The organism is Enterobacter sp. R4-368, from assembly GCF_000410515.1.
Taxonomy (GTDB): domain Bacteria; phylum Pseudomonadota; class Gammaproteobacteria; order Enterobacterales; family Enterobacteriaceae; genus Kosakonia.
Window position 1 is genome coordinate 4,302,076 of sequence record NC_021500.1, and the last position, 20,911, is coordinate 4,322,986.

Consider the following 20,911-nt stretch of genomic DNA (forward strand, 5'->3'; position numbering starts at 1 on the left):
ACTAAATAACCGATGCGTATGGCCATCCGTGCCATCATTAGCATGCTATTTATTGCTGTCAGCAATGGTATAACACTGCTGTCTGGCTCGAACCAGAGGCATCAATACAGAGTGGAAGAAAAGCCGCAGTTATTTGCGGCTTTTTCAGATTATTTCTTCAACAGTCGTGGCAGCTGGTTTTCCAGCTCAAGCAGACACGCATCCATCATTTTCTGCGTTTCTTGCGTCACTTTTTGGTAATTATTTGCCCGCCAGTCGGCCAGCGGCGCGGTTTTCGCCGTTGGTGCACATTCCGCTTTTACAAACGTGCTCAACATATTGCCATCTTCTGCACGTTTATAGAACAACACGCGGTAGGCCAGATCATAATTACTGTTTCCCGCAGACATATCTGTGTAGACCAGCGACCACTGTGCTGCTGCGATATACAGCGGCTGTTTGTAGACATAATTACCGCCCTGTTTATCGAGCCATTCGCGAATTTTCACTTCGGCTTTTGGGCTTAAATAGCGCGATGTCGGTTCCGGCATAGAATCTATCGCGTTGCCTTTGTAGCTATTTTTATCAAAGGCATCGCCACTGCCCGCGCCGCCGCCAAGCGCGGCGCTGAGTAACGAAAGCCCCATACCGGCGCCAGCATGGGCAGGGCTCACTTCACGCAGTTTTACATCAGGGTAGCGATTGTTATTCATTTCAGGCGGGCTAAAAATGGTGGCAACCTCAAGCGTTGTACCGTTGGTGGCCTTTACCGGGTGCGTACTGGTTCCCGCACATCCGGCCAGCAGGGCGACAGAGAGTGCACTGAGCGCTAATGCTTTAATTTTCACTTTTTTTCCTTCTTTTTTCTGTTTACAACGTTTTATCCGGCGGAGCGGTTCTTTCAGTGAACACGCCGGTAGCCTGACTTTGAGCAGAAAGTGGTTAATAAAGATAACGGTCTGATTTAAATAAGCTTTAGCGGGGATTTAGCACTGAATTTTCATCTTTATTGGTGCAAATCAAGGAATCTATGAGTGCTTTCGTGTGGGGAAGATCATGGCAAATTACGTGGTCAGCGTTTCAGACCAGGCTGTCGCGGCAAATTTTTTTCCGGTGGAACAAGGCCTGAATGCTTTTAATGATGAGATCACCGGTATCAGCGATCGTAAGCCTTTGAGCGTATTGGTTAAAGATGCGAATACTGGTGAAGTGATTGGCGGGATGATTGGTCGTACGTCACTGGGACTGCTGTTTATTGATCTGGTTTATCTTCCGCCAGTACTTCGTGGGCAGCGTTTAGGCGAAACACTACTACGGCAGTTCGAAGAGGAAGGGAGAAAGCGCGGCTGTATCTCTGGTTTTCTTTACACCATCAGTTTCCAGGCCCCTGAGTTTTATAAAAAAAATGGTTGGCAAGAGTTTGGCCGGATTGATTGCCTGCCTGAGGGAACCAGCCGGATTTTTTTGCGCAAACAGCTTTAAGAAGCTCAGCGGAGCCGCCTTTCCGTCATCACGGGCATTTGCTGAATGCCCGTGCAATTACCCTCACACTCATGCAGGTTTGTACAAACTCTGCTCGTATGTTCCGCTTTAGGTCTATTTATTAAGAAAACATTAGTTTGCGTTTTATTTAAGTATTGTTTTTGGGATACGGGTAACAAATTTTTATTAAGTATCATTGAAATGTTTGTGGCAAAGTTTCATGTAAAATGTATTATTGATTATGGGTGCTACAGTAAATTCTTATATTCTTTTGTGACGCAATGAATAAATCTTATATTTCTGAACTGCAAAAGATGTCTCTGGTATTATTTTTAGCGAACAGGGGCGTCTGCAATATATTCGCTGATAATGAAGGAGATAAGCATACTTACAGCAGCTCTCCTTTCACAAAAGCGTGGTTTTTGGATCATACTCACCGGATACACGTCCGTCATTTTGGCCGCATATGGCGGCTGCTAAAAAAGCGTGACAAGGAGGCGACAAGCCGCACAGCACTTGAAGCCTACTCGCTTTATGTCAGTGACTGCCTGCTGGAGTTACAGTCTGCTCCGGTGTTGACGCTGGTTCAGGGCTGGGTGTTAATCGAGGCTTATGAGAAGTGTCTGGCCTGTAGTGATGGGTGCGAACCTGCATGCTGTTTTGGCGAGCAATCCGCGCCTTCTTTACTGGAAAAATATATATATCAGTTGTGTTTCGAACCTGATTTGCAATTAGAGTCCGGTTTATTAAAGCAAGCCTGTTTAGCGAGTCGGAATAATTCTTGTTTATTAAATAAAACGCAACAGCTTAGTGATTAATTCTTGATGGCCTTTATATAGATAAAGGATTTAAATTCAACATTCTTTTACTCTGCTGTATGTCAATGTTCCCGGTAAAATATTTCCGCCCGTCGCAAAAAATACATGTATAACTCTGCAAGGGATTGCACGGTTATCGGGGCACTGATCACACATCCATGATTATCATCACAGTTCCCGTTTTGAAGGCTTGAGCCGCCTCGTCTGATTCGTTATAAGGGTTCCCGGGACGTAATCAGTAGAGAACTGAGCGAAACCTGATTCCATTGTTGCCTTGCGTGGCGGCAATGGAGTCAGGTTTTTTTTTGCTTTTTATCCGGGCGCACGCTTTTGGAAAAACATCAGGATTAAACAGTGAGAAAGCTGAAATGAAAGTAGAAAAAATACTCAGCAACAACGCTGTCCTGCTCATGAATGCAAAGCATGAAGAGATCGTAGCCATTGGGCGGGGCATTGGTTTTGGCAAAAGACCGGGTGATAAGGTCGACCGCAGCCAGATTGAAAGCCAGTTCGTCAAAAAGTCGGAAGGGCTGGCGGACGTCCTTTCGCAACTGCTGGCGGAAATTCCTCCCCCTTACCTGGCTGTCACGCAGCAGATCATTGCGCTGGCTCAGCAGCGGCTGGCGATCACTGTGCAGGACACGCTGTTCCTGGCGTTAAGCGATCATTTAAATTTTGCCATCCAGCGGCAAGCCAACGGGCTGGTGATTAAGAACTTTTTACTGTGGGACATTAAACGTTTTTATGCCCAGGAATATGCGGTGGGGCTTGAGGCACTGCAGCTTATCAACAGTAAACTCGGCATTAGCCTGCCGGAGGATGAAGCCGGGTTTATCGCCCTGCATCTGGCGAATGCTAAAAATAACAGCGACATGCAAAGCACCATGCAGAGTGCCACCATCATTAAAGATGTGCTGACAATCCTGAAATACGATCTGCACCTGACCTATGACGAAGAATCGCTAAATTATCAGCGCCTTATCACACACCTCAAATTTTTCGCACTGCGTTTGCTGAACCGCAATACCGTTGCGCACGGTGACGACAGCATCTATCAGGGGATCACCGGCATGATGCCGACCGCCTATGCCTGTGCGATGAAAGTTAATGATTATGTTGAGAAAAATTACCAGTGCCAGCTCACCACCGACGAAGTGATGTTCCTGACGATCCATATCAATCGGCTGAGCGGTGGTTAACGGCGGCAAGAAAAAGGAGATAGTAACGATGCAAATGAGATTTCCCGAAGGTTTTCTGTGGGGCGGTTCAGTTGCCGCAAACCAGGTCGAAGGCGCGTGGAACGAGGGAGGAAAAGGCGTTTCCACTTCCGATCTGCAACCGCAGGGAATACACGGCAATGTCGTTGAGCGTGACGCGAACAGCACCGGTATCAAAGATGTAGCCATCGATTTTTACCACCGCTACCCGGAAGATATTCAGTTATTTGCTGAGATGGGTTTTAACGTGCTGCGCACTTCGATTGCCTGGACGCGCATCTACCCGAATGGCGATGAAAGCGAGCCAAACGAAGAGGGGCTGGCTTTTTATGACCGACTGTTTGATGAAATGGCCCGCTATGGCATCCAGCCGTTAATCACGCTTTCACACTATGAAATGCCTTACGGGTTGGTGAAAAACTATGACGGCTGGAGCAGCCGGAAGGTGATTGACTTGTTCGAGCGCTACGCGCGCACGGTCTTTACCCGCTATCGCGATAAAGTGAAATACTGGCTGACGTTTAACGAAATCAACATGGCATTGCACGCGCCGTTTACCGGCGTTGGGCTTGCGGGTGAGCGAAGTAAGCAGGAAATTTATCAGGCCATTCATCATCAGCTGGTGGCAAGCGCCCGCGCGGTAAAAGCCTGCCATGAAATCATTCCGGATGCCAAAATCGGCAGCATGTTGCTGGGTGGCATTCGTTACCCGATCACCTGCAAACCGGAAGATGTATTGCAATCGCAGCGCGTAAATCGCGACTGGCTGTTTTTTGGCGATGTTCAGGCGCGTGGTGCTTATCCGGCGTGGATTGGCCGCTTTTTCCGCGAAAATAGCATTTCGCTCAATATCACCGGGCAGGATGAGCTGGATCTGCAAGAGACTGTCGATTTCATCTCGTTCAGTTATTACATGAGCGGTTGCGCCGCCGCACAGCCGGAGCTGTATCAAAGCTCGCGCACCAATATCATGCGCATGATCCCCAACCCGCACCTTGAAAGCTCCGAGTGGGGCTGGCAGATAGACCCGCAAGGGCTGCGTTTTTTACTCAATGAGCTGCACGATCGTTACCAGAAACCGCTGTTTATTGTGGAGAACGGGCTGGGGGCGAAAGATGTTCCCGCCGAGGATGGCTCAATTGAAGATGATTACCGCATCCAGTATTTGCAGGCGCATTTGGTGCAGGTCAGAGAGGCGATTGAAGATGGCGTGGAACTGCTGGGGTATACCAGTTGGGGACCGATTGATCTGGTCAGTGCCGGTACCGCGCAGATGTCGAAACGCTATGGCTTTATCTATGTGGATCGCGATGATGCCGGGAATGGCACGCTGGCGCGTCGGCGCAAGAAAAGCTTCTTCTGGTATCGTGATGTGATCAGCAGTAATGGGGCAACCTTAGCGCCGTAATGTGAGCGCAAGAGATGCCGGATGTGGCTTACGCCCATCCGGCATTTGTCGTTTATGACGTCCCGCTGACAATCGCGCAGCGCCAGGCGAAAAGGGACGGCAAGCCGCCATTCTGCACCTGCTAAATGATGTGGAACGGCGTAGCGGTTTTTGGTTTTTTGTTTATGGTGCGGTAACGCTGGCATCGGGTAAGTCGCTTTGCCCGGGTGTCAGTTGCGGGGCGAAATAGATCCCCGTGCTGGCCGTACCAGGGGAGAGCGCCAGTAACATGCTTAATCGCGTTTTTGTAAGTGACCTGTTTTTTCCCCTCTTAAAAATCTGCTTCCCGTCGCTCCGCCAGGCAACAGAAAGCAGGTTTCGCCAAAGGTGATGTAGCATGCTGTGGGCATGATTATAAAAAGAGTCGTTCAGCCAGGCCGCCCATAATAGTGATAAATGTTACCGGGGGGCTGTATTTGCCTGCCTGCTCAATTCCATGGCAACGCTATTTGCGTGATGATTTTCACAAATTGGTTATTTGCGGTGGTAATTGCCTGCGCGGCTTGTTAGAAAGAGGGCGTTAGTTAAGGACGTCACCAGAGAAATTCTGGGCGAGACCTGGATAAAGCAGTGTGTTTACACACTATTTTATCCAGGTTTTTTTTTGCTTTTTTCCAGCTGGCCAGCGGATACAGGCAACACCAGGGTGTCCTGATTATTACTGTCGTTTGTGAAACGGGAAGTCTCATTATGAATAACAAAGTACTGGCAGAAAATATTCTGCAGCTGGTAGGTGGGGAGAGCAACGTTGCGACGCTGGTACATTGCGCGACGCGTTTACGCTTTAAAATCATCGATAACAGCAAAGTGCGGTTGGCAGAGCTCGACGCGCTGGAGGGCGTCATTACCGTGGTGAATGGCTCCGGCCAATTACAGGTGGTGATTGGCAACCGCGTGCCAGACGTATTTCGCGCGTTTGGCGCCATCTCAGGATTACTGGAGGATGATAAAAAGAAACAACCTTCGGAGCCGTCGCAAAATACAGCCTCGCTGTTAGGTCGTTTGATCGATTTGGTCGCCGGGATATTCACGCCATTATTAGGTGCGATGGCCGCAGCCGGTGTGCTAAAAGGCGCGCTGGCGATTGTGCTGGCGGCCGGATGGCTGAGCAATAAAGAGAGCACCTATATTATTTTGCATGCCGCATCCGACAGCCTGTTCTATTTTCTGCCGATGCTGTTAGCCATCACCTCCGCACGTAAATTTGAAACCAATATCTTTGTTGCCGTGTCGATCGCGGGTGCGCTCATTTACCCCAGTATTCAAGGGCTATTTGATGGCGGCCAGCCGGTGAGCTTTTTTGGCCTGCCGGTGGTGATGATGAAATATACCGGTTCGGTGATCCCGATTATTTTCAGCGTCTGGCTGATGTCGATAATTGAGCGCTTTCTCAATCGCCATATTCATGAAAGCGTGCGCAATATTCTGACGCCGTTTTTCCTGCTGACGTTAATGGTGCCGCTGACGTTAATGACCATCGGGCCGATTGGCATTTCGATCAGTGAGTTTGTCGCCTCTTTATTTGTTTCGATTTACGGCTTCAACCCGATTATCGCCAGCGCGCTAATGGCTGCTGCCTGGCAGGTGCTGGTGATTTTCGGCGTGCACTGGGGCTTTGTTACCGTCTTTATCAACGACATTTCTGTGATGGGACACAGTTTTCTTAAAGCAGCCTCCAGCCCCTCGGTTTTCGCCCAGTCCGGAGCCTTGCTGGCGGTGATGCTGCGGGCAAAAGACAAAAAGCTGAAAGCGCTGGCGGGCAGTACCTTTATCGCCTCGTTGTTCGGCATTACCGAACCGGGTGTCTACGGTGTCACCTTGAAACTGAAAAAACCGTTTATCTGTGCGGTGATCGCGGCGGCTTTTGGCGGTGCGGTGGTCGGATACGCCAAAAGTTCGGCGATTTCAATGGGGATGCCGGGGCTGTTGACGCTGCCGATTTTCTACGGCGATGGTTTTATCGGCTTTCTTATTGGCTGCGCCATGGCGTTTGCTGGCAGCCTGGTGCTGACGCTGATCGTGGGTTTTGACGAACCTTCCGCGCAAGCGCTACCTGACGCGTCGGCGAGTGAAAAAAAGCATACCGCGCATCAACCGGTGATGCCGAAAACCGCTGCGCTGGCTCCTGAGCAGATTACCGCGCCGGTTTCTGGCGCGTTAATTCCGCTGGCTGAAGTGGATGATAAGGTTTTTTCGACAGGCGTTGTCGGGCCGGGTTTTGCCATTATTCCGGATGAAGGACGAGTTTATTCCCCGGTCGACGGCCATATTGCCAGCACCTTCGCCAGCGGTCATGCCATTGGCATTCGCTCCACGGCGGGCGCGGAAATACTGATCCACGTCGGGATTAATACCGTGCAACTGGATGGGCAATATTTCCATATGCAGGTGAAAGAGGGCGATGAAGTCAAAAAAGGCCAGCTTCTGCTGACATTCGATCTCGATGACATTAAACAGGCGGGTTATGACACGGTGACACCCGTGGTCATTACCAACAGCGAAGCCTGGCGCGAATTACACATTAGCGATAAGTCCCATTCCCGCTTTGGCGAGCCGGTAATGGCGCTCCTGGTGTAACGCCCGCTGCTGGCGGGAGGCTATTTGCGGCGGGGGCAGTTGTCGCCGCAACCTATTAAGTACGTGTTTATGCGTTAATTGATCTACCCCCACAGGACGTGACTGATTTTATTCAGGCGAGACCTGCAACTGACGGAGCATTTTCCGTCAGTTGCGGGTCTTTTTGTTTTCAGGGGGCAATACCGAGGGGAACTCATGAAAGTGAACAACATAATTTCTAAAAAGACGTACATTGCCGTGGCGTTATTATCCTGTTATGGCGCAAGCAGCGGCGCAACGGCGCAGCAGCTAACGCTTGAACAGCGCATGGCGGCACTGGAAGCGCAGTTGCGCGTTACGCAGCAGAAACTGCAAGCCTATGAAGAAAAAGATCGCGCGCAGCAACGCAATGTTGCCTCGTCAGCCGTGCCTGGTGCAACGGTGCAGGCTACGGCAGCGCAAGCGAAAACGGAGCCGGAGCTATCGCCAGCGACTCTGAAAAAAATAAGCCAGTATGTGCAGGATGATACCGGTTTTAAATATTCCGGTTATTTCCGCTCGGGTTGGGCAACCACCACCAATGGGGGACCAAAATCCTGGGCAGTGGGCTCACTGGGGCGTTTTGGTAACGAATATGACGGTTGGTATAACTTGTCATTAAAGAAACGGGCATGGCGCGATGGCGACAAATCTATCTGGGCGAACGTGCAATTTGAGGGCGATCTCGGGTTAACCCAGAGCAATGAATCCTTTGAAAAAGGGATGTCCGGCGGCGGTATGGGCAAACTGAGTAAGCTCTATGTTGAAGGTAATGGGCTACTTCCTTTTGCGCCAGAGGCTTCGGTCTGGGTGGGGAAACATACGCTGCCACAATATGAAATTCAGCTTCTGGACTGGAAAAGCAATCGCACACTTTCCGGTGCAGGCGTAGGGATAGAAAACTGGAAGCTACCGGTTGGCGCACTCAGTATGGCGATAACGCGTAACGATATTGATAATTACAGTACGGTCTGCGCCGCAGGCGCTTCCAGCTGTAGCAATACCACGCAGGTTAACGTCAATATCGCTGAAGTTCGCTACAAGAATCTTCCCGTGACAAAAAATGCGACGCTGGAGCTGGGGGCGAAATATGCGTTTGCTAACCAGACGGATGAGCAGAAAAAAGCGCAGGCGGATAATGACTATTATCAGGTCAAATCCTCCTGGCTTGGACAGGCGATTTTGCGTAATCCCATTCTGAAAGGCTCAAATGAATTGACGCTGCAAGTGGCAAATAACTCCCTTGCCAGCCAGATTATGAATATTTCCAGCGCCAACCCGGATTTTGATTACAACAGTTCTTACTACGGTATTCACAGCGGCGGTATTGGCTGGCGGTTGGTGGATCAGGGGGAGTTTTATCTGGGTGAGAAGATAATCATGGCGCACGCGCTGGTGTATGGTCGCGGCCACGATCTTTACTCGACATATACCGGGGCGCATACGGACTTTACTACCGCGCGCGCGGTTATTCGTCCGTCATGGATCTGGAATCAAAACATGCAGACGGCGCTGGAATTGGGGTATTTCACGCAGAAAAATCGTGTCAATAATTCCACATTGGATGAATCTGGTTATAAGGTGACGCTGGCGCAGGTGTATAAAGTGGATACCAGCATTCTTAATTCCCGACCGGAGCTTCGCCTCTATAGTACTTACCTGAAAGCGTTAGAGCATGAGATCGATAACCAGACCTTTAACGACGGTAAGGATTATCAAATAAGTTTTGGCGTGCAGGCTGAAGTGGTCTTTTGAACAACAAAAACAGAATCCCCGCCGTGGCGGCGGGGAACAATAACGCATGCAGATGTTGCGTTAGAAAGCGATAAAAATGCAGGGTGGGATAAAGACAAACCCTTTATTTTTAGATGGCAAAATCTTCCAGTTTTTTACCGTCTTCCAGTGCTTTGGCAATCACTTTCGGTGTGCGGCCCTGGCCGGTCCAGCTTTTTTCCGTGCCGTCTTCATCAATATACTTATATTTGGCTGGGCGTGGTGCACGAACAGATTTTGATTTCGTCGTTTGTCCTTTCAGCGAGGATAAAAGTTCGGTTGGATCGATACCTTCATCCAGCAGTTTTTGACGAAATGCAGCCAGCTTGGCTTCTTTCTCTTCTTGTTCTTTACGTAGAGAAGATTCTTCTTCACGACGTTCTTCAACAACAACTGACAGTTTTTCAAGCATCTCTTCAAGAGCTTCAAGGGTAAGCTCACGGGCCTGAACTCGCAGGGTGCGAATGTTATTAAGTGATTTAAGTGCTTCTGACATAGCGTCACTCCGTGTGCGGAAAAATGAATAATCTATCGGAATTAATTTTTAGTGATAACGACATAAAAATCAATACGGAATTATAGGTTTTAGCAAATATATATGTGATTGTGCAACCCTATGACTTTGTGGGTATCTGGCTCTGGCTAATTTAGTCACAATGCGGCATTAAAAAAGCCACAGAATTTAAGGGTTATTTTTATCGGAATCGTTAGTTAATGCCGCTTGTTCATCATAAAATAACCTATATCTTCGCATTGACTTTCGCTTGCCGGGTGCAGATTTTTCTTAACAAAGAGGCATTACAGGTATAGCGCCTGTGGCAAACGGTAAACGTTATCTCTGAACTGACGCATTTTTTCTTTTTGATTTGCGTTAGCGCAAGCGGCAATTTCAGCATGGCTAAATGTTCCATTAAACATGACCACATATTGATGGCTCAGGTTTCTCCACAATAAGCTGCTAAGAAATTTGATCCGCGTCAGACGCTGTTGAGAATATTCTCGATTAGTAGCAAGCACAGCACGCTCCAGTTCATATCGGAGGTCATAAAATCGACCTTATTGACCCTCCGCTGGGGTTTCTTTTTCATACTCAACTTTTAATTACGTGCAGTAATAATTGCATTGCTGGATATCGCTTGTTGCGCTGCACGCAGCGTGTCGCATAAATGATGAAGTGCAGGTTTTATCCTGTTATCAGGTTTTGCTGATATTAAACTGAAACTGCAGATCTTATCGCTATCCTGTTTTTTAACGGGGTCGGCCTGCGAGAAAATGCGCGGCGCGATAAATTCACCGTTCAATATCACCATAACGTTGCTGCCAATCGCAGCCGCAGAAACGCGCTATCGCTGCGTTGGCGCTTTCCCGCACAAATAAACAGATTCAGATAAAAGCGTTGCGGATTATTTTGCGGTTATTTCCCCACTCGCTGGGGAAATATCTCCAGCAGCCAGTCAATAAACACGCGCAGACGATGCGTAACGTGGCGGTTTTGTGGATACACCACATGAAAAGGGTACGGCTCTGGCCGCCACGGGCGTAGGATCTCCACCAGCGTGCCCGCTTTTAACGCCGCACCGAGTGAATAACTGAAGGTCTGGATAATCCCCAGCCCCGCCATACCGGCGGCGAGATGCGCATTGCTCTCATTAATACCAATCCGGTGCGGCACTTTAATTTCGGTTTTTTCGCCATCGCGCTCAAAGCGTAACGGAAACGCTCGGCCGGTTTGTGGCGAGAGGTAGCTGACGAGCCGGTGGCCGTTTTTTAGCTCTTCGGGATAGGCCGGCGTACCAAATGTTTTCAGATATGCCGGCGTTGCGCAGGTAATGAGCGTGGCGGCGCCAATACGGCGGGCAATCAGCGAGGAGCTGTCCAGTGGCCCGCCACGGATCACGCAATCCACATTGTCGCTAATCAGATCCACCGGGCGATCGGCAACGCCCAAATCAAGACGAATGTCCGGATAACGCGCCAGAAAATCCGGCAGGGCGGGGATCAACACATCTTTCGCCGTTGAGCCGCCAATATCGACGCGAAGCTGTCCGCCTGGCGTTCCGCGTGCGGCATTGAATGAACCGTCGACATCTTCGAGATCGCGCAGGATACGGGTTGTTTTTTCATAATAGTCGCGCCCTTCCGGCGTAACCGTCACGCGGCGGGTGGTGCGCTGCAATAACCGCACGCCAAGGTGGGCTTCCAGTTCCTGCACCAGTTTGCTCAATGTCGCGTTGGGCATCTCCAGCGAATCCGCCGCCCGGGTAAAGTTCCCCGCCTCGACCACGCGGGCGAAAGCGCGTATTGCCAGTAATTGATCCATGCGAGTTCCTCCGTTGCTGTGATGTTGATTATACATAGTGGTGAATAGTCATTTTAATTTTTCGGTATTTTTCAATAAAAACGGGGGAGGTAGAGTTGCGCCATACCTGAGACGGCAGGCTGGTCTGCCGCAGGCACATCCCTTAACTGAACCGAGGAATACCACATGAGCACACAACTGAATGGCAAAATCGCACTGGTGACTGGCGGGACAAGCGGCATTGGTCTGGCAACCGCACAAGAACTGGCAGAGCAGGGGGCGCGCGTCTTTATTACCGGTCGTCGCCAGGCAGAACTGGACGCGGCGGTTGAACGTATTGGTTCCAGCGCCACGGGCATTCGCGCCGATGCGTCGGTAATGGCGGATCTTGATGCCGTGTTTGCCCAGATTGCGAAAAGCGCCGGGCGACTCGACATCCTGTTTGCCAACGCCGGTGGTGGCGACATGCTGCCGCTGGGGGCGATTACTGAAGAGCATTTCGACCGCATTTTCGCCACCAACGTGCGCGGCGTACTGTTTACCGTGCAAAAAGCGCTCCCGCTGCTGGTAAACAACGCTTCAATCATTCTCACCGGATCGACCACATCGGTGAAAGGCACCGCCAGTTTCAGCGTTTACAGCGCCAGTAAAGCGGCGGTGCGTAACTTTGCCCGTTCATGGGCGCTGGATCTGCAAGGGCGCGGTATCCGCGTTAACGTGGTCAGCCCAGGCCCTGTCCGCACGCCGGGTTTAGGTGAACTGGTGCCGGATGAGCATCGTCAGGGCTTGTTTGACGCGCTGGCAGCCCAGGTTCCGTTGGGGCGTTTAGGTGAACCGCAAGAGATTGGCAAAGTGGTCGCGTTTCTCGCTTCTGATGCTTCCAGCTTTATCAATGGCGCTGAGCTGTTCGTCGATGGCGGCATGGCGCAAATCTAATTCACCACGCCGGGCTGGCCATTGCTGCGCCAGCCCGCAACGCAGGAGCAGAACATGCACACTTCTGCACTTTTGGTTGCTCAGCAACTGATCGACAAGCATTTTACTATCTGGAATAGCGCACATCCTGAACAACAGGTCACCACCTTTTCTGATGTCTATGCCGACGCTTTTTTCGTGGCGGATTATGCCGATGTGGCAACCGGGTTCGAGAACGTCGCGGCACTGATTTCTCGCGTGCAGCGTGAGCATCCGGGGTTTTCGTTCACCCCCGATCCGGTGACGTGGAACCACGGTTTAGGGCGCGTTAGCTGGGGTTATGGCCCGCAGGAGAACCCGAATCTGATCCGCGGTGAGGATATTTTCACCGTGCGCGATGGCAGGCTTGCCAGCCTGTGGGTATTTATTAACACGCCGTAACGGTCGGCAAGCCGCACCATTCATTGCCCACTGAGAAACCCTTATCAACATACCGGTAAACCTGAGTTTTCCAGTGCCGACATAACCGGTTCCTGGCTGGCGATATTGTTGTCAGCACTTACTACCACGTTCATCCTGAGGACGGGCAAAACTTTATTGATGCTGTGGTGCCGGAAATGGCGGCGGCGCGCAAACTGCCGGGCTGTATCTATTATGCTTTCGCGCAGGATTTGGCCGATGCCAACGCCTATCACCTGGTGGCAGGCTGGAAAGATGAAGTCTTCCATCAGCGCCATGAAAACGCGACAACCTTTCTGCAGGCTCTGGCGACGGTAGTTAAAAATGTGCGCATCCTTAACCGCCAGGGTGTTCGCTACGATGTTGCCCTGCAACACGTGGATGATCCGCGTGGCAAAGTAGCCTGAGTTGCCGTCGTATTAAGCGATTTTCAGCAATAGCTAAGCCATTTAAATACTTTGTCATTTCCGACGTTCTCTCACATCGTGGCGACATGAGAATGCGGGGAGTCAATGAGTGAATGGCGAAAAGCAGCGCGGTCTATTTAGATGAACAACAACGGGACGCCATCCGGCGGTTATCACGCAGCTGGCTGTGGCGCAGCGAGCTGCCTACGTGGCTGGTGATTGTTACCGTGTATGGCGGTTGGTTCGGCACGCTCGCACAGTGGAAAACGCTCGGCCTGTTGCCGGCCACCGCGCTTCTGATCCTTTTCACCACCTGGTATTTGTCGGTGCAACATGAGCTGATCCACGGGCATCCCACGCGCTGGGCCTGGTTTAACCAACTGCTGGGGGTAATGCCGCTGGCGGTGTGGTATCCGTACGGCATTTATCGCGATTCGCACCTGGCTCACCACCGTACGCACTTACTGACACTGCCGGAAGATGATCCTGAATCCTACTATTTTTCCACCCAACACTGGCATCGCCTGACGCGCTGGCAGCGAAAACTGATTGAGTTGCGTAATACCTTTGCTGGCCGTTTACTGCTGGCTCCGGCGCTGGATATTGCGCACTTGCTTGCAGGAATGGTAGCGGCATTTCGCGTGCGGCAAGGTAAAACCATGCTGATGTGGCTGGTACACGGTGCGCTGTTGGGTGTGACCTTTGCCTGGATAAGCCATTGTAATTTTTCCGTTATCTGGTTTGTGCTGGCGGTGAGCTACCCGGCGCTGGCTATCACGAAAGTGCGTTCTTTTCTCGAACACCGCGCAGCCGACGATCCGTTAGCGCGTTCGGTGATCAACGAAGCCGCATGGCCGTGGCGTCTGCTGTTTCTTAACCTCAACTACCATTCCGTGCATCACGATCTGCCCGCTGTGCCGTGGTACGGCCTGCGAACGGTTTACCTGCGTGACAAAGCGGCGTACCAGCAGCGCAATAGCGGGTTTCTGGTGCGCGGCTATAGTGAATGGTTACGGCAGTTTTTCTTTACCCCGGTAGAGGTCAATGCACACCCCGCAAGCAAAGTACGCAGTGAATAACATTGCCCTGCCGATGTATAACGTCGCGCAGCCAGAAACCGCCGCGCTGGGCCAGGCGTTGTGCGAACTGCTGGCGGAGCGCGGGCTTCCGGCGCAGCAGATTTGGCCGCAAAGCGACCTGCCATCCCACTGGCGGCATGACGATGTGCTGCTCAGCCAGACCTGCGGCTACCCGCTGGTAACGCAATTACCGGATGTGCAACTGGTTGGCTGCTTTCACTACCTTGCGCCAGGCTGTGAAGGCTTTCGCTATCGCAGCCTGCTGGTGACGCGTGATGAGGAACGCGCGACTTCGCTGGCGGATTTTCGCGGTCGTCGCGCAGTGTGTAATTCCGCCGATTCGCAATCAGGTTATAACGTGCTGCGTTATCTGGTTTCGCAACGTGCGGGCGAAGGACGATTTTTCGCCGATGCTCCCCATTTCAGCGGCAGCCACCGGCAATCGCTGGTGGTGCTGCACAACCGTACGGCGGATATCGCCGCCATCGACTGCGTGACGTTCGCCTTATTGCAACGCCACGAACCTTCGCTGTTGCGTGGGCTGCGTGTGATAGCGCAAAGCCCGTTAGCGCCGGGGTTGCCGCTGATCACCGCGCAGCAGAGCAGCGCCGCCACGCTCGCATCTCTAAGAGAGGCGTTGCAGCAACTGGTCAGCGACGCGCGTTTTCACGACATCTGTGCCGCGGTATTGATTGGCGGTTTTAGCGTGGTCACACGACAGGACTATTCTTTGTTGTTGAGATGGCGGGATGAGGCCGCAGCACGCGGCGTCACGCAGCTATAATTCGTCAGTCATTTCATTGTGTTATCAAAGGTGAATGCCGTGAAAAGGGCACATGCCGCCAAAGACAAGCCCGGAAAATTGGCTGAAAGTCATGCAAACCATTCACACTGTAGCCGTCCGGGAGTGCCATTTGCGAAACCGGAAAAGGATGAGATATGAGTCAGTTATTCACCGAAGTTACTATTGGCGACGTTGCGCTGGATAACCGCATCGTTATTGCCCCGATGTGCCAGTATTCCGCCGAAGCAGGAAAAGCGACCGCCTGGCATCGCATTCATTTAGGTAATCTGGCGCTCTCCGGCGCGGGGCTGCTGATAATCGAAGCCACCGCCGTTGAGCCGCAAGGGCGAATTTCGCCGCAGGATCTCGGCCTGTGGGATGACGAAACCGAGCAGGCGCTGCGCGTGGTGCTGGAGGATATTCGGCAGTACTCGCCGGTGAAAATCGGCATCCAGCTTGGGCATGCCGGGCGTAAAGCGTCGGTCAGCGCGCCCTGGCTGGGGGGCAAACAGCTTTCGCCACAAGAGGGCGGCTGGCAAACGATCTCAGCCTCCGCGCTGGCGCACGATCCGGCAGAACGTCCACCGCTTGAAATGACGAAACAAGATTTGGCGCGGGTTAAACAGGCGTTTGTCGACAGCGCCTTGCGGGCGGTAGCGCTGGGAATAGAGGTGATTGAAATCCACGCGGCGCACGGTTATTTGTTGCATCAGTTTCTCTCGCCGCTCTCTAACCAGCGCGGTGATGAGTATGGCGGCAGCCTTGAAAATCGCCTGCGTTTCACCCAGGAAGTGTTTAGCGCCGTGCGTGAAGCGGTACCGGCTTCCGTTGCGGTAGGCATTCGCATTTCGGCGACGGACTGGGTAGAAGGTGGATGGGATCTGGAACAATCGGTGGTACTGACGAAAAAAATTGAAGCGCTGGGCGGCGCGTATGTTCACGTCTCCAGCGGCGGGCTTTCGCCGTTGCAAAGCATTAAGGTGACGGCGGGTTATCAGGTGCCGTTTGCCAAAGCATTGCGCCAGCAGACCCGTATGCCGGTTATCGCCGTGGGGTTGATCACCGAGCCACAGCACGCAGAAGCTATTTTGCAGCAAGGGGAGGCCGATCTTATCGCGCTGGCACGAGGCGCGCTCTACGATCCACGCTGGCCATGGCACGCCGCCGCCGCGTTGCATGGTGCGGTACATATCGCGCCGCAGTATCGCCGTGCCGAACCGCACGGTGTGAAAGGAACGGTTAAATAACGCATGCATCGGTGAGCTTGCTATTCCGCCAGGCTCACCGCTATTGCGCGTTAAACGCCCTTACGCACCAACTCCGCCGCTTTGAGGAATACGTCATCTTCTACGCCATCGCCCCGGTTTCTGCCTTGCCGTTCAATCTCCTGCACGATGCTGTCACGGTTAATGGCTTTGCGTTCTGAAACAAGGCCAATCACGGCCGCGCCAATGGCTAATCCAATGAGTCCCGTGTGCTCATCATTGAACTTCATGCGTTATCCCTCCCCGATTTGTCTACAGAGAAATTTAGCACACAGATATATTTCCGCCATTTATCAAAATCACTGCATTATTAATGCGTTAGGTGGCTGTTATATAAATAAAAAAGCCCGAAGCGTGAAGCCCCGGGCATGGTGAAAGGAGAGCGATTTACTTAGAAAGATTGCCAGTTATCACGGCTCTCACCTGTTGATGAGGACGCCAGCGCGAGCTGCGGCGACTGGCGTAACGTGCTTCGGCCTGGCTGCGCGCTACGGCGGTTCTCTTTCAGGCCAGAATCAAACATGGCGATGGTTTTATTCAGGCGCTCGGCCTCTTTTTCCAGCGAGACGGCGTTAGCTTTCGCTTCCTGCACCAGCACGGCGTTTTGCTGTGTTACGCCGTCCATTTCGGTCATTGCCTGGCCAATCTGGTCGATACCACGGCTTTGTTCATCGGAGGCGACGGAAATCTCCGTCATCAGTTTATTCACATGTTCAATGGAGTTGATAATTACCGACATGGCACCACCGGCTTCCTGAACCTGTTCGGCTCCGGTTTTTACGCGGGAGACGGATTCATGAATCAGCGTTTCGATCTCTTTTGCCGCCTGCGCACTGCGGCTTGCCAGCGCACGTACTTCACTGGCTACCACGGCAAATCCACGGCCTTGCTCCCCGGCGCGAGCCGCTTCAACCGCCGCGTTCAGCGCCAGCAAGTTGGTCTGGAACGAAATGCTGTTGATCACGTTGGTAATATCAGCAATTTTCTGCGAGCTTTCGGAAATCCCGTGCATGGTTTTCACCACGGTCGCGGTGATCTCGCCGCCTTTTTGCGCGGTCTGCTGAGCGTTTTCCGTCAGTTTACGGGCTTCGCGCACGTTCTCCGCGTTGTTACGCACGGTGGAAGTGAGTTCTTCCATGCTGGCGGCGGTCTGTTGCAGCGCGGCGGCTTGCTGATCGGTACGCCCGGAAAGCTCTTCGTTGCCTTCTCGGATCTCATTGGTACTGCGGTAAATGCTGGTCGAACTCTCCTGGATAGTTTCCACCGTGGTTCTCAGGTTTTCCTGCATGGTGCGGATGAAAGGAATCAACTGGCCCGCACAGTTACGACCAAATTCGTGCAATTCGTGATTCAGTTTACCGGCGGCCATGGTTTCCATATGTGTCTGAATCGCACGAATCGGTTTGACCAGGAAATTCACCAGGTAGCGGTCGGTGAGAAACAGCGTGAAGATACCGGCTATTAAGGCGGCAGCGAGCACGTATTTATTAAAAATCACCTTGGCTTGTGTTTGATCCAGTAAATCGTTGGACTGAATCGATTGTGTGTATTTTTCCGCGGTTGCGCCAAACTGCACGCTCAGCGGAGGATAGGTTTTACGAAATAAGTCGCGAAAAGTATCCGTTTGCTTATTTTTGGCTGCATTCAGCATTGGCACAATGCCGTTATTAAGCAGGGCGTCCCAGTCGCGGATCATGGCGGCAACGGTTTCACTATCAACACCTGGGTGCTGGCTGGCGCGAAACTTTGCCAGCATATCCTGGGTAATGGCCAGTGCTTTTTCAGCGGAGGCGAATGTTTTATTCGCATTTTCGTCGTCGCCGGTTTGCTGGTAATCCATGGCGCGCAGCATGCGGGTCACGGTGCGGAAATATTGATCGTTTCCTTTCACCAACAAGGCGTAGACATTTTTTTGCCCGGCGTTTTGCGTCAGTAATTGGTCAATAGTAGAAAAATTGTGAAATGTCAGGACGGTTGCCAGTCCCCAAATAATGCTGAAAAGCGATAAAATGATGATCAGCATTTTGCGGATAGTTATGTCGCGAAGTATTTTCATGTTGTTTCCCCGGTAATAAAAATTACCCTCAGGTTGGCATTGGCCCAGCTCTCTGGCTATTTCACCCTCCATGACATTTTGACCAGAACGCGATTGGCGTTAATAAAACGGTCTTTTAACTTTTTGAAAAGATGTTCTATTTTGTGAATGTTGATTTCAATCAACTTAAATATAATTAATCAGAGTGCAGAATATTATTCCTGGACTTCGATCACATAAACTATCTGAATTCATAACAGGCGTCTATTATTTTTCAACAATTACTTGAAAAGGTTATTTCTATCGGCTACCAATATTTGATTTGAATTAAGTATTATTAAATTCAATTTGATGATTATTTCTTAGTGACCGGATAATAAGGTCGCTATCTTATTTAATCTGCGGAAAATAAAATTGCGTGCTAATAATACGCAAGAGAAATGCCGGATTGTTATATCCGGGATTGCGGAGATTAATACATTTTTTGTTCGACATTATCGCTGATAAGGCGTCATGAACGCCGCCAGAATAGCATGCGAAGGGAAAAAAACGGCGCAAGAAAACCTCCCACGGGCGCACCGTGAGAGGTGAAGGGATCACTTTTTACCGTTAGGTTTCAACTGCTCACCCGGTTTGAGCATGAACAACTCATCATCACGCGTGGAGTAGCGCACGGTGCCATCGGCCAGCAGATATGCGCCTTCGGTAAAGCCCGCGCCGTTAATGAATGGCGCAACCGCATCGGGTTTGCCGCGCATGGCCGCTTCCAGCGCCAGCAGTGCATAAGGCGCAATATTGTCGACATTGGCATAGATAAATTGCGGATCATCGATGAAAAAGTTATTCAGCCGTTTCGTTGCCAGAATATTGTCCGCCACTTTATCAGCCAGCGTCAGGTATCCTTTGTCGCCAGTAGATTGCCAGAGATCGATCAGCGCAAAAATGGCATATGGCTCGCTGTTTTTAGTGTTCAGATCCAGCTTGCTGTTTTTACCGCCCGGCTCACCGATATCACCCAGCCCCTGGCCTTTGGCGATGCCGCGCGCCACTTTCCACATCTCTGCGTCCGGTGCCAGTGTCCAGGCGCGGGCATAAGAGAGCAGGAATTCATTCCCCGCCGGGTAAGGCTTCAACACGGTGCCTTTCTTGCCGTAGTAACCATCGCGCGGCAGCGTGTAGTTCGACAAGTCGGTGCCGTTTGCCAGCATCGGGCGGAAGGTGTTGGTTTTCTCATCATAGGCGTAATGCGCAAAGGCTTTCAGGCCATCCAGCGTCCATTTTTTGATGTCGTTGCCATCCGCGCCCAGTGATTTTGCCAGCGCTAACTGCATCAGGGCGTTTTCGGAGTAGAGCGTGCTGGTGCGGCCTTTGAGCATCATATTGCCTTCCAGCGCGTCGGGGCCAAATTCCGGACCAAACTGGCGCTGTGCGCGATCGCCATACTTTGAGTTGGTATCGGTGTCGTCGGTCGTTTCGGCGCGTTTCAGCGCTTGCGTAAACTGATAAACACCCAGCCCGGTCTTTTTATCGCGTGGCAACACATACTGCTCCGCCAGTCGCTTCGCCCAGGTGAGCGCGCCTTTCTCGCCATCGTGTTGATACAACAGCGAAGCTGAATAAATTAAGTCATTGCCGGCGTTAAGAAAGCTCAGACCTTTGGTGGCGAAGAACGGCGGTTGCTGTTCAAAATGGCTGGCCCACAGTTTGCCCATCTCTTTGCCGTATTCGCCGTGGCGGCTGGTTTCGAGGATTTTCCAGTCGTACACATGTGCGTTCCAGAACGCGCGGATAAAGCGGGCGGTTGCCGGTTTATCCACGGCAAACATCAGGTCGTAGTATGGGTAGGCATTTTTCAGTTCATGGACCATCTCTTTTTCGCTTGGCCCTTGTGGCTCAAGCGTTTTCAGATCAATAAAGCGGTGCCCACCCCATAGCAGCAGCCCGCTTTTGTCCTGGTAGTGCTGGAAGTAGTAACGGACATTATCTTCCGCCCGCTTTTTATATTTCGCGTCACCCGTCAGGTTACTCAGGCCAACCAGCACGCGCATCAGATTCTGCTGTGCGGAGAAGTTGGAAAGTACCGCCGTTTTTCCATCCGGAAAGACCCACTCCATCTGCTTACCGGTGCGTGGATCCACGCCATCCGCCAGCAGCGGCACATTGCTGTGATATTTGTCACCGGCTTTATCAATGACCGTATCGGCAAACGCTTTTACACTGCTTAACCGCGCGCTCTCCTGCGCAAATGCCGTGCAGGAGAAGGTACCGAGAAGACCGACCGCCAGTGCTATTTTTGACAGTTTCATTATTCGCCTCTTAGATAAAATAAGGATTTCTGCCGAAACCCTTATTTATGT

The 20,911-nt window shown here is 51.6% G+C and carries 19 protein-coding genes; 12 read left to right on the forward strand and 7 right to left on the reverse strand.

Annotated features, from left to right (window positions below):
• Positions 1-149: 149 nt before the first annotated feature.
• Complete coding sequence (locus H650_RS20055) at positions 150-827, reverse strand: hypothetical protein (RefSeq protein ID WP_020456869.1); 678 nt, start codon at positions 825-827, stop codon at positions 150-152.
• Positions 828-1,035: 208 nt separating this feature from the next.
• On the opposite strand from H650_RS20055, the gene H650_RS20060 reads away from it, so the two are divergent.
• The 6 genes from H650_RS20060 to H650_RS20080 all read left to right on the forward strand — a co-directional run bounded on the left by H650_RS20060 (position 1,036) and on the right by H650_RS20080 (position 9,293).
• The gene (locus H650_RS20060) at positions 1,036-1,461 is read left to right on the forward strand and encodes a GNAT family N-acetyltransferase (RefSeq protein ID WP_017455739.1); all 426 of its coding nucleotides are present in this window, start codon (positions 1,036-1,038) and stop codon (positions 1,459-1,461) included.
• 281 nt (positions 1,462-1,742) lie between these two features.
• Positions 1,743-2,279, forward strand: a complete 537-nt coding sequence (locus tag H650_RS24900; RefSeq protein WP_110093650.1) for a FlhC family transcriptional regulator — start codon at positions 1,743-1,745, stop codon at positions 2,277-2,279.
• Positions 2,280-2,647: 368 nt separating this feature from the next.
• Complete coding sequence (gene licT / locus H650_RS20065) at positions 2,648-3,478, forward strand: BglG family transcription antiterminator LicT (protein WP_044489803.1); 831 nt, start codon at positions 2,648-2,650, stop codon at positions 3,476-3,478.
• 28 nt (positions 3,479-3,506) lie between these two features.
• Positions 3,507-4,904 carry a glycoside hydrolase family 1 protein gene (locus H650_RS20070; RefSeq protein WP_020456871.1) on the forward strand — a complete coding sequence of 466 codons (1,398 nt, stop codon included), beginning with the start codon at positions 3,507-3,509 and terminating at the stop codon, positions 4,902-4,904.
• A 729-nt stretch (positions 4,905-5,633) separates the two neighbouring features.
• Positions 5,634-7,520, forward strand: a complete 1,887-nt coding sequence (locus H650_RS20075; RefSeq protein ID WP_020456872.1) for a beta-glucoside-specific PTS transporter subunit IIABC — start codon at positions 5,634-5,636, stop codon at positions 7,518-7,520.
• A 195-nt stretch (positions 7,521-7,715) separates the two neighbouring features.
• Complete coding sequence (locus H650_RS20080; protein ID WP_020456873.1) at positions 7,716-9,293, forward strand: carbohydrate porin; 1,578 nt, start codon at positions 7,716-7,718, stop codon at positions 9,291-9,293.
• Positions 9,294-9,402: 109 nt separating this feature from the next.
• Here the strand turns inward: H650_RS20080 and H650_RS20085 are convergent, their stop codons facing one another.
• The 3 genes from H650_RS20085 to H650_RS20095 form a co-directional block, all read right to left on the reverse strand.
• The gene (locus H650_RS20085) at positions 9,403-9,807 is read right to left on the reverse strand and encodes an H-NS family histone-like protein (RefSeq protein ID WP_017455745.1); all 405 of its coding nucleotides are present in this window, start codon (positions 9,805-9,807) and stop codon (positions 9,403-9,405) included.
• 302 nt (positions 9,808-10,109) lie between these two features.
• On the reverse strand, positions 10,110-10,328 hold the full coding sequence (locus tag H650_RS25785) for a hypothetical protein (RefSeq protein ID WP_189660079.1): 219 nt from the start codon (positions 10,326-10,328) through the stop codon (positions 10,110-10,112).
• Positions 10,329-10,725: 397 nt separating this feature from the next.
• Positions 10,726-11,631, reverse strand: coding sequence for a LysR family transcriptional regulator (locus H650_RS20095; RefSeq protein ID WP_020456875.1), 906 nt, complete (start codon positions 11,629-11,631; stop codon positions 10,726-10,728).
• 165 nt (positions 11,632-11,796) lie between these two features.
• On the opposite strand from H650_RS20095, the gene H650_RS20100 reads away from it, so the two are divergent.
• The 6 genes from H650_RS20100 (at position 11,797) to H650_RS20125 (ending at position 16,501) form a co-directional block, all read left to right on the forward strand.
• A complete protein-coding gene (locus H650_RS20100) occupies positions 11,797-12,546 on the forward strand; it encodes a glucose 1-dehydrogenase (RefSeq protein ID WP_020456876.1) in 750 nt (249 codons plus the stop codon).
• Positions 12,547-12,600: 54 nt separating this feature from the next.
• The gene (locus H650_RS20105; RefSeq protein WP_020456877.1) at positions 12,601-12,966 is read left to right on the forward strand and encodes a nuclear transport factor 2-like protein; all 366 of its coding nucleotides are present in this window, start codon (positions 12,601-12,603) and stop codon (positions 12,964-12,966) included.
• A 164-nt stretch (positions 12,967-13,130) separates the two neighbouring features.
• Positions 13,131-13,391, forward strand: coding sequence for an antibiotic biosynthesis monooxygenase (locus tag H650_RS20110; protein WP_238328359.1), 261 nt, complete (start codon positions 13,131-13,133; stop codon positions 13,389-13,391).
• Between the two features lie 113 nt (positions 13,392-13,504).
• Positions 13,505-14,470, forward strand: a complete 966-nt coding sequence (locus H650_RS20115; RefSeq protein WP_020456879.1) for a fatty acid desaturase — start codon at positions 13,505-13,507, stop codon at positions 14,468-14,470.
• Positions 14,436-15,254 carry a phosphate/phosphite/phosphonate ABC transporter substrate-binding protein gene (locus H650_RS20120; protein ID WP_020456880.1) on the forward strand — a complete coding sequence of 273 codons (819 nt, stop codon included), beginning with the start codon at positions 14,436-14,438 and terminating at the stop codon, positions 15,252-15,254. The genes H650_RS20115 and H650_RS20120 overlap by 35 nt, the downstream gene beginning before the upstream one ends.
• A gap of 155 nt (positions 15,255-15,409) precedes the next feature.
• A complete protein-coding gene (locus H650_RS20125) occupies positions 15,410-16,501 on the forward strand; it encodes an NADH:flavin oxidoreductase/NADH oxidase (RefSeq protein ID WP_020456881.1) in 1,092 nt (363 codons plus the stop codon).
• Between the two features lie 50 nt (positions 16,502-16,551).
• On the opposite strand, the gene H650_RS20130 is transcribed toward H650_RS20125, so the two are convergent.
• From H650_RS20130 to H650_RS20140, 3 genes are all read right to left on the reverse strand, one after another.
• Positions 16,552-16,749: a hypothetical protein gene (locus H650_RS20130; RefSeq protein WP_020456882.1), complete on the reverse strand. Its 198-nt coding sequence runs from the start codon at positions 16,747-16,749 to the stop codon at positions 16,552-16,554.
• Positions 16,750-16,910: 161 nt separating this feature from the next.
• On the reverse strand, positions 16,911-18,575 hold the full coding sequence (locus tag H650_RS20135; protein WP_020456883.1) for a methyl-accepting chemotaxis protein: 1,665 nt from the start codon (positions 18,573-18,575) through the stop codon (positions 16,911-16,913).
• 575 nt (positions 18,576-19,150) lie between these two features.
• Positions 19,151-20,860, reverse strand: coding sequence for a pectate lyase (locus H650_RS20140; protein ID WP_020456884.1), 1,710 nt, complete (start codon positions 20,858-20,860; stop codon positions 19,151-19,153).
• Positions 20,861-20,911: the final 51 nt, after the last annotated feature.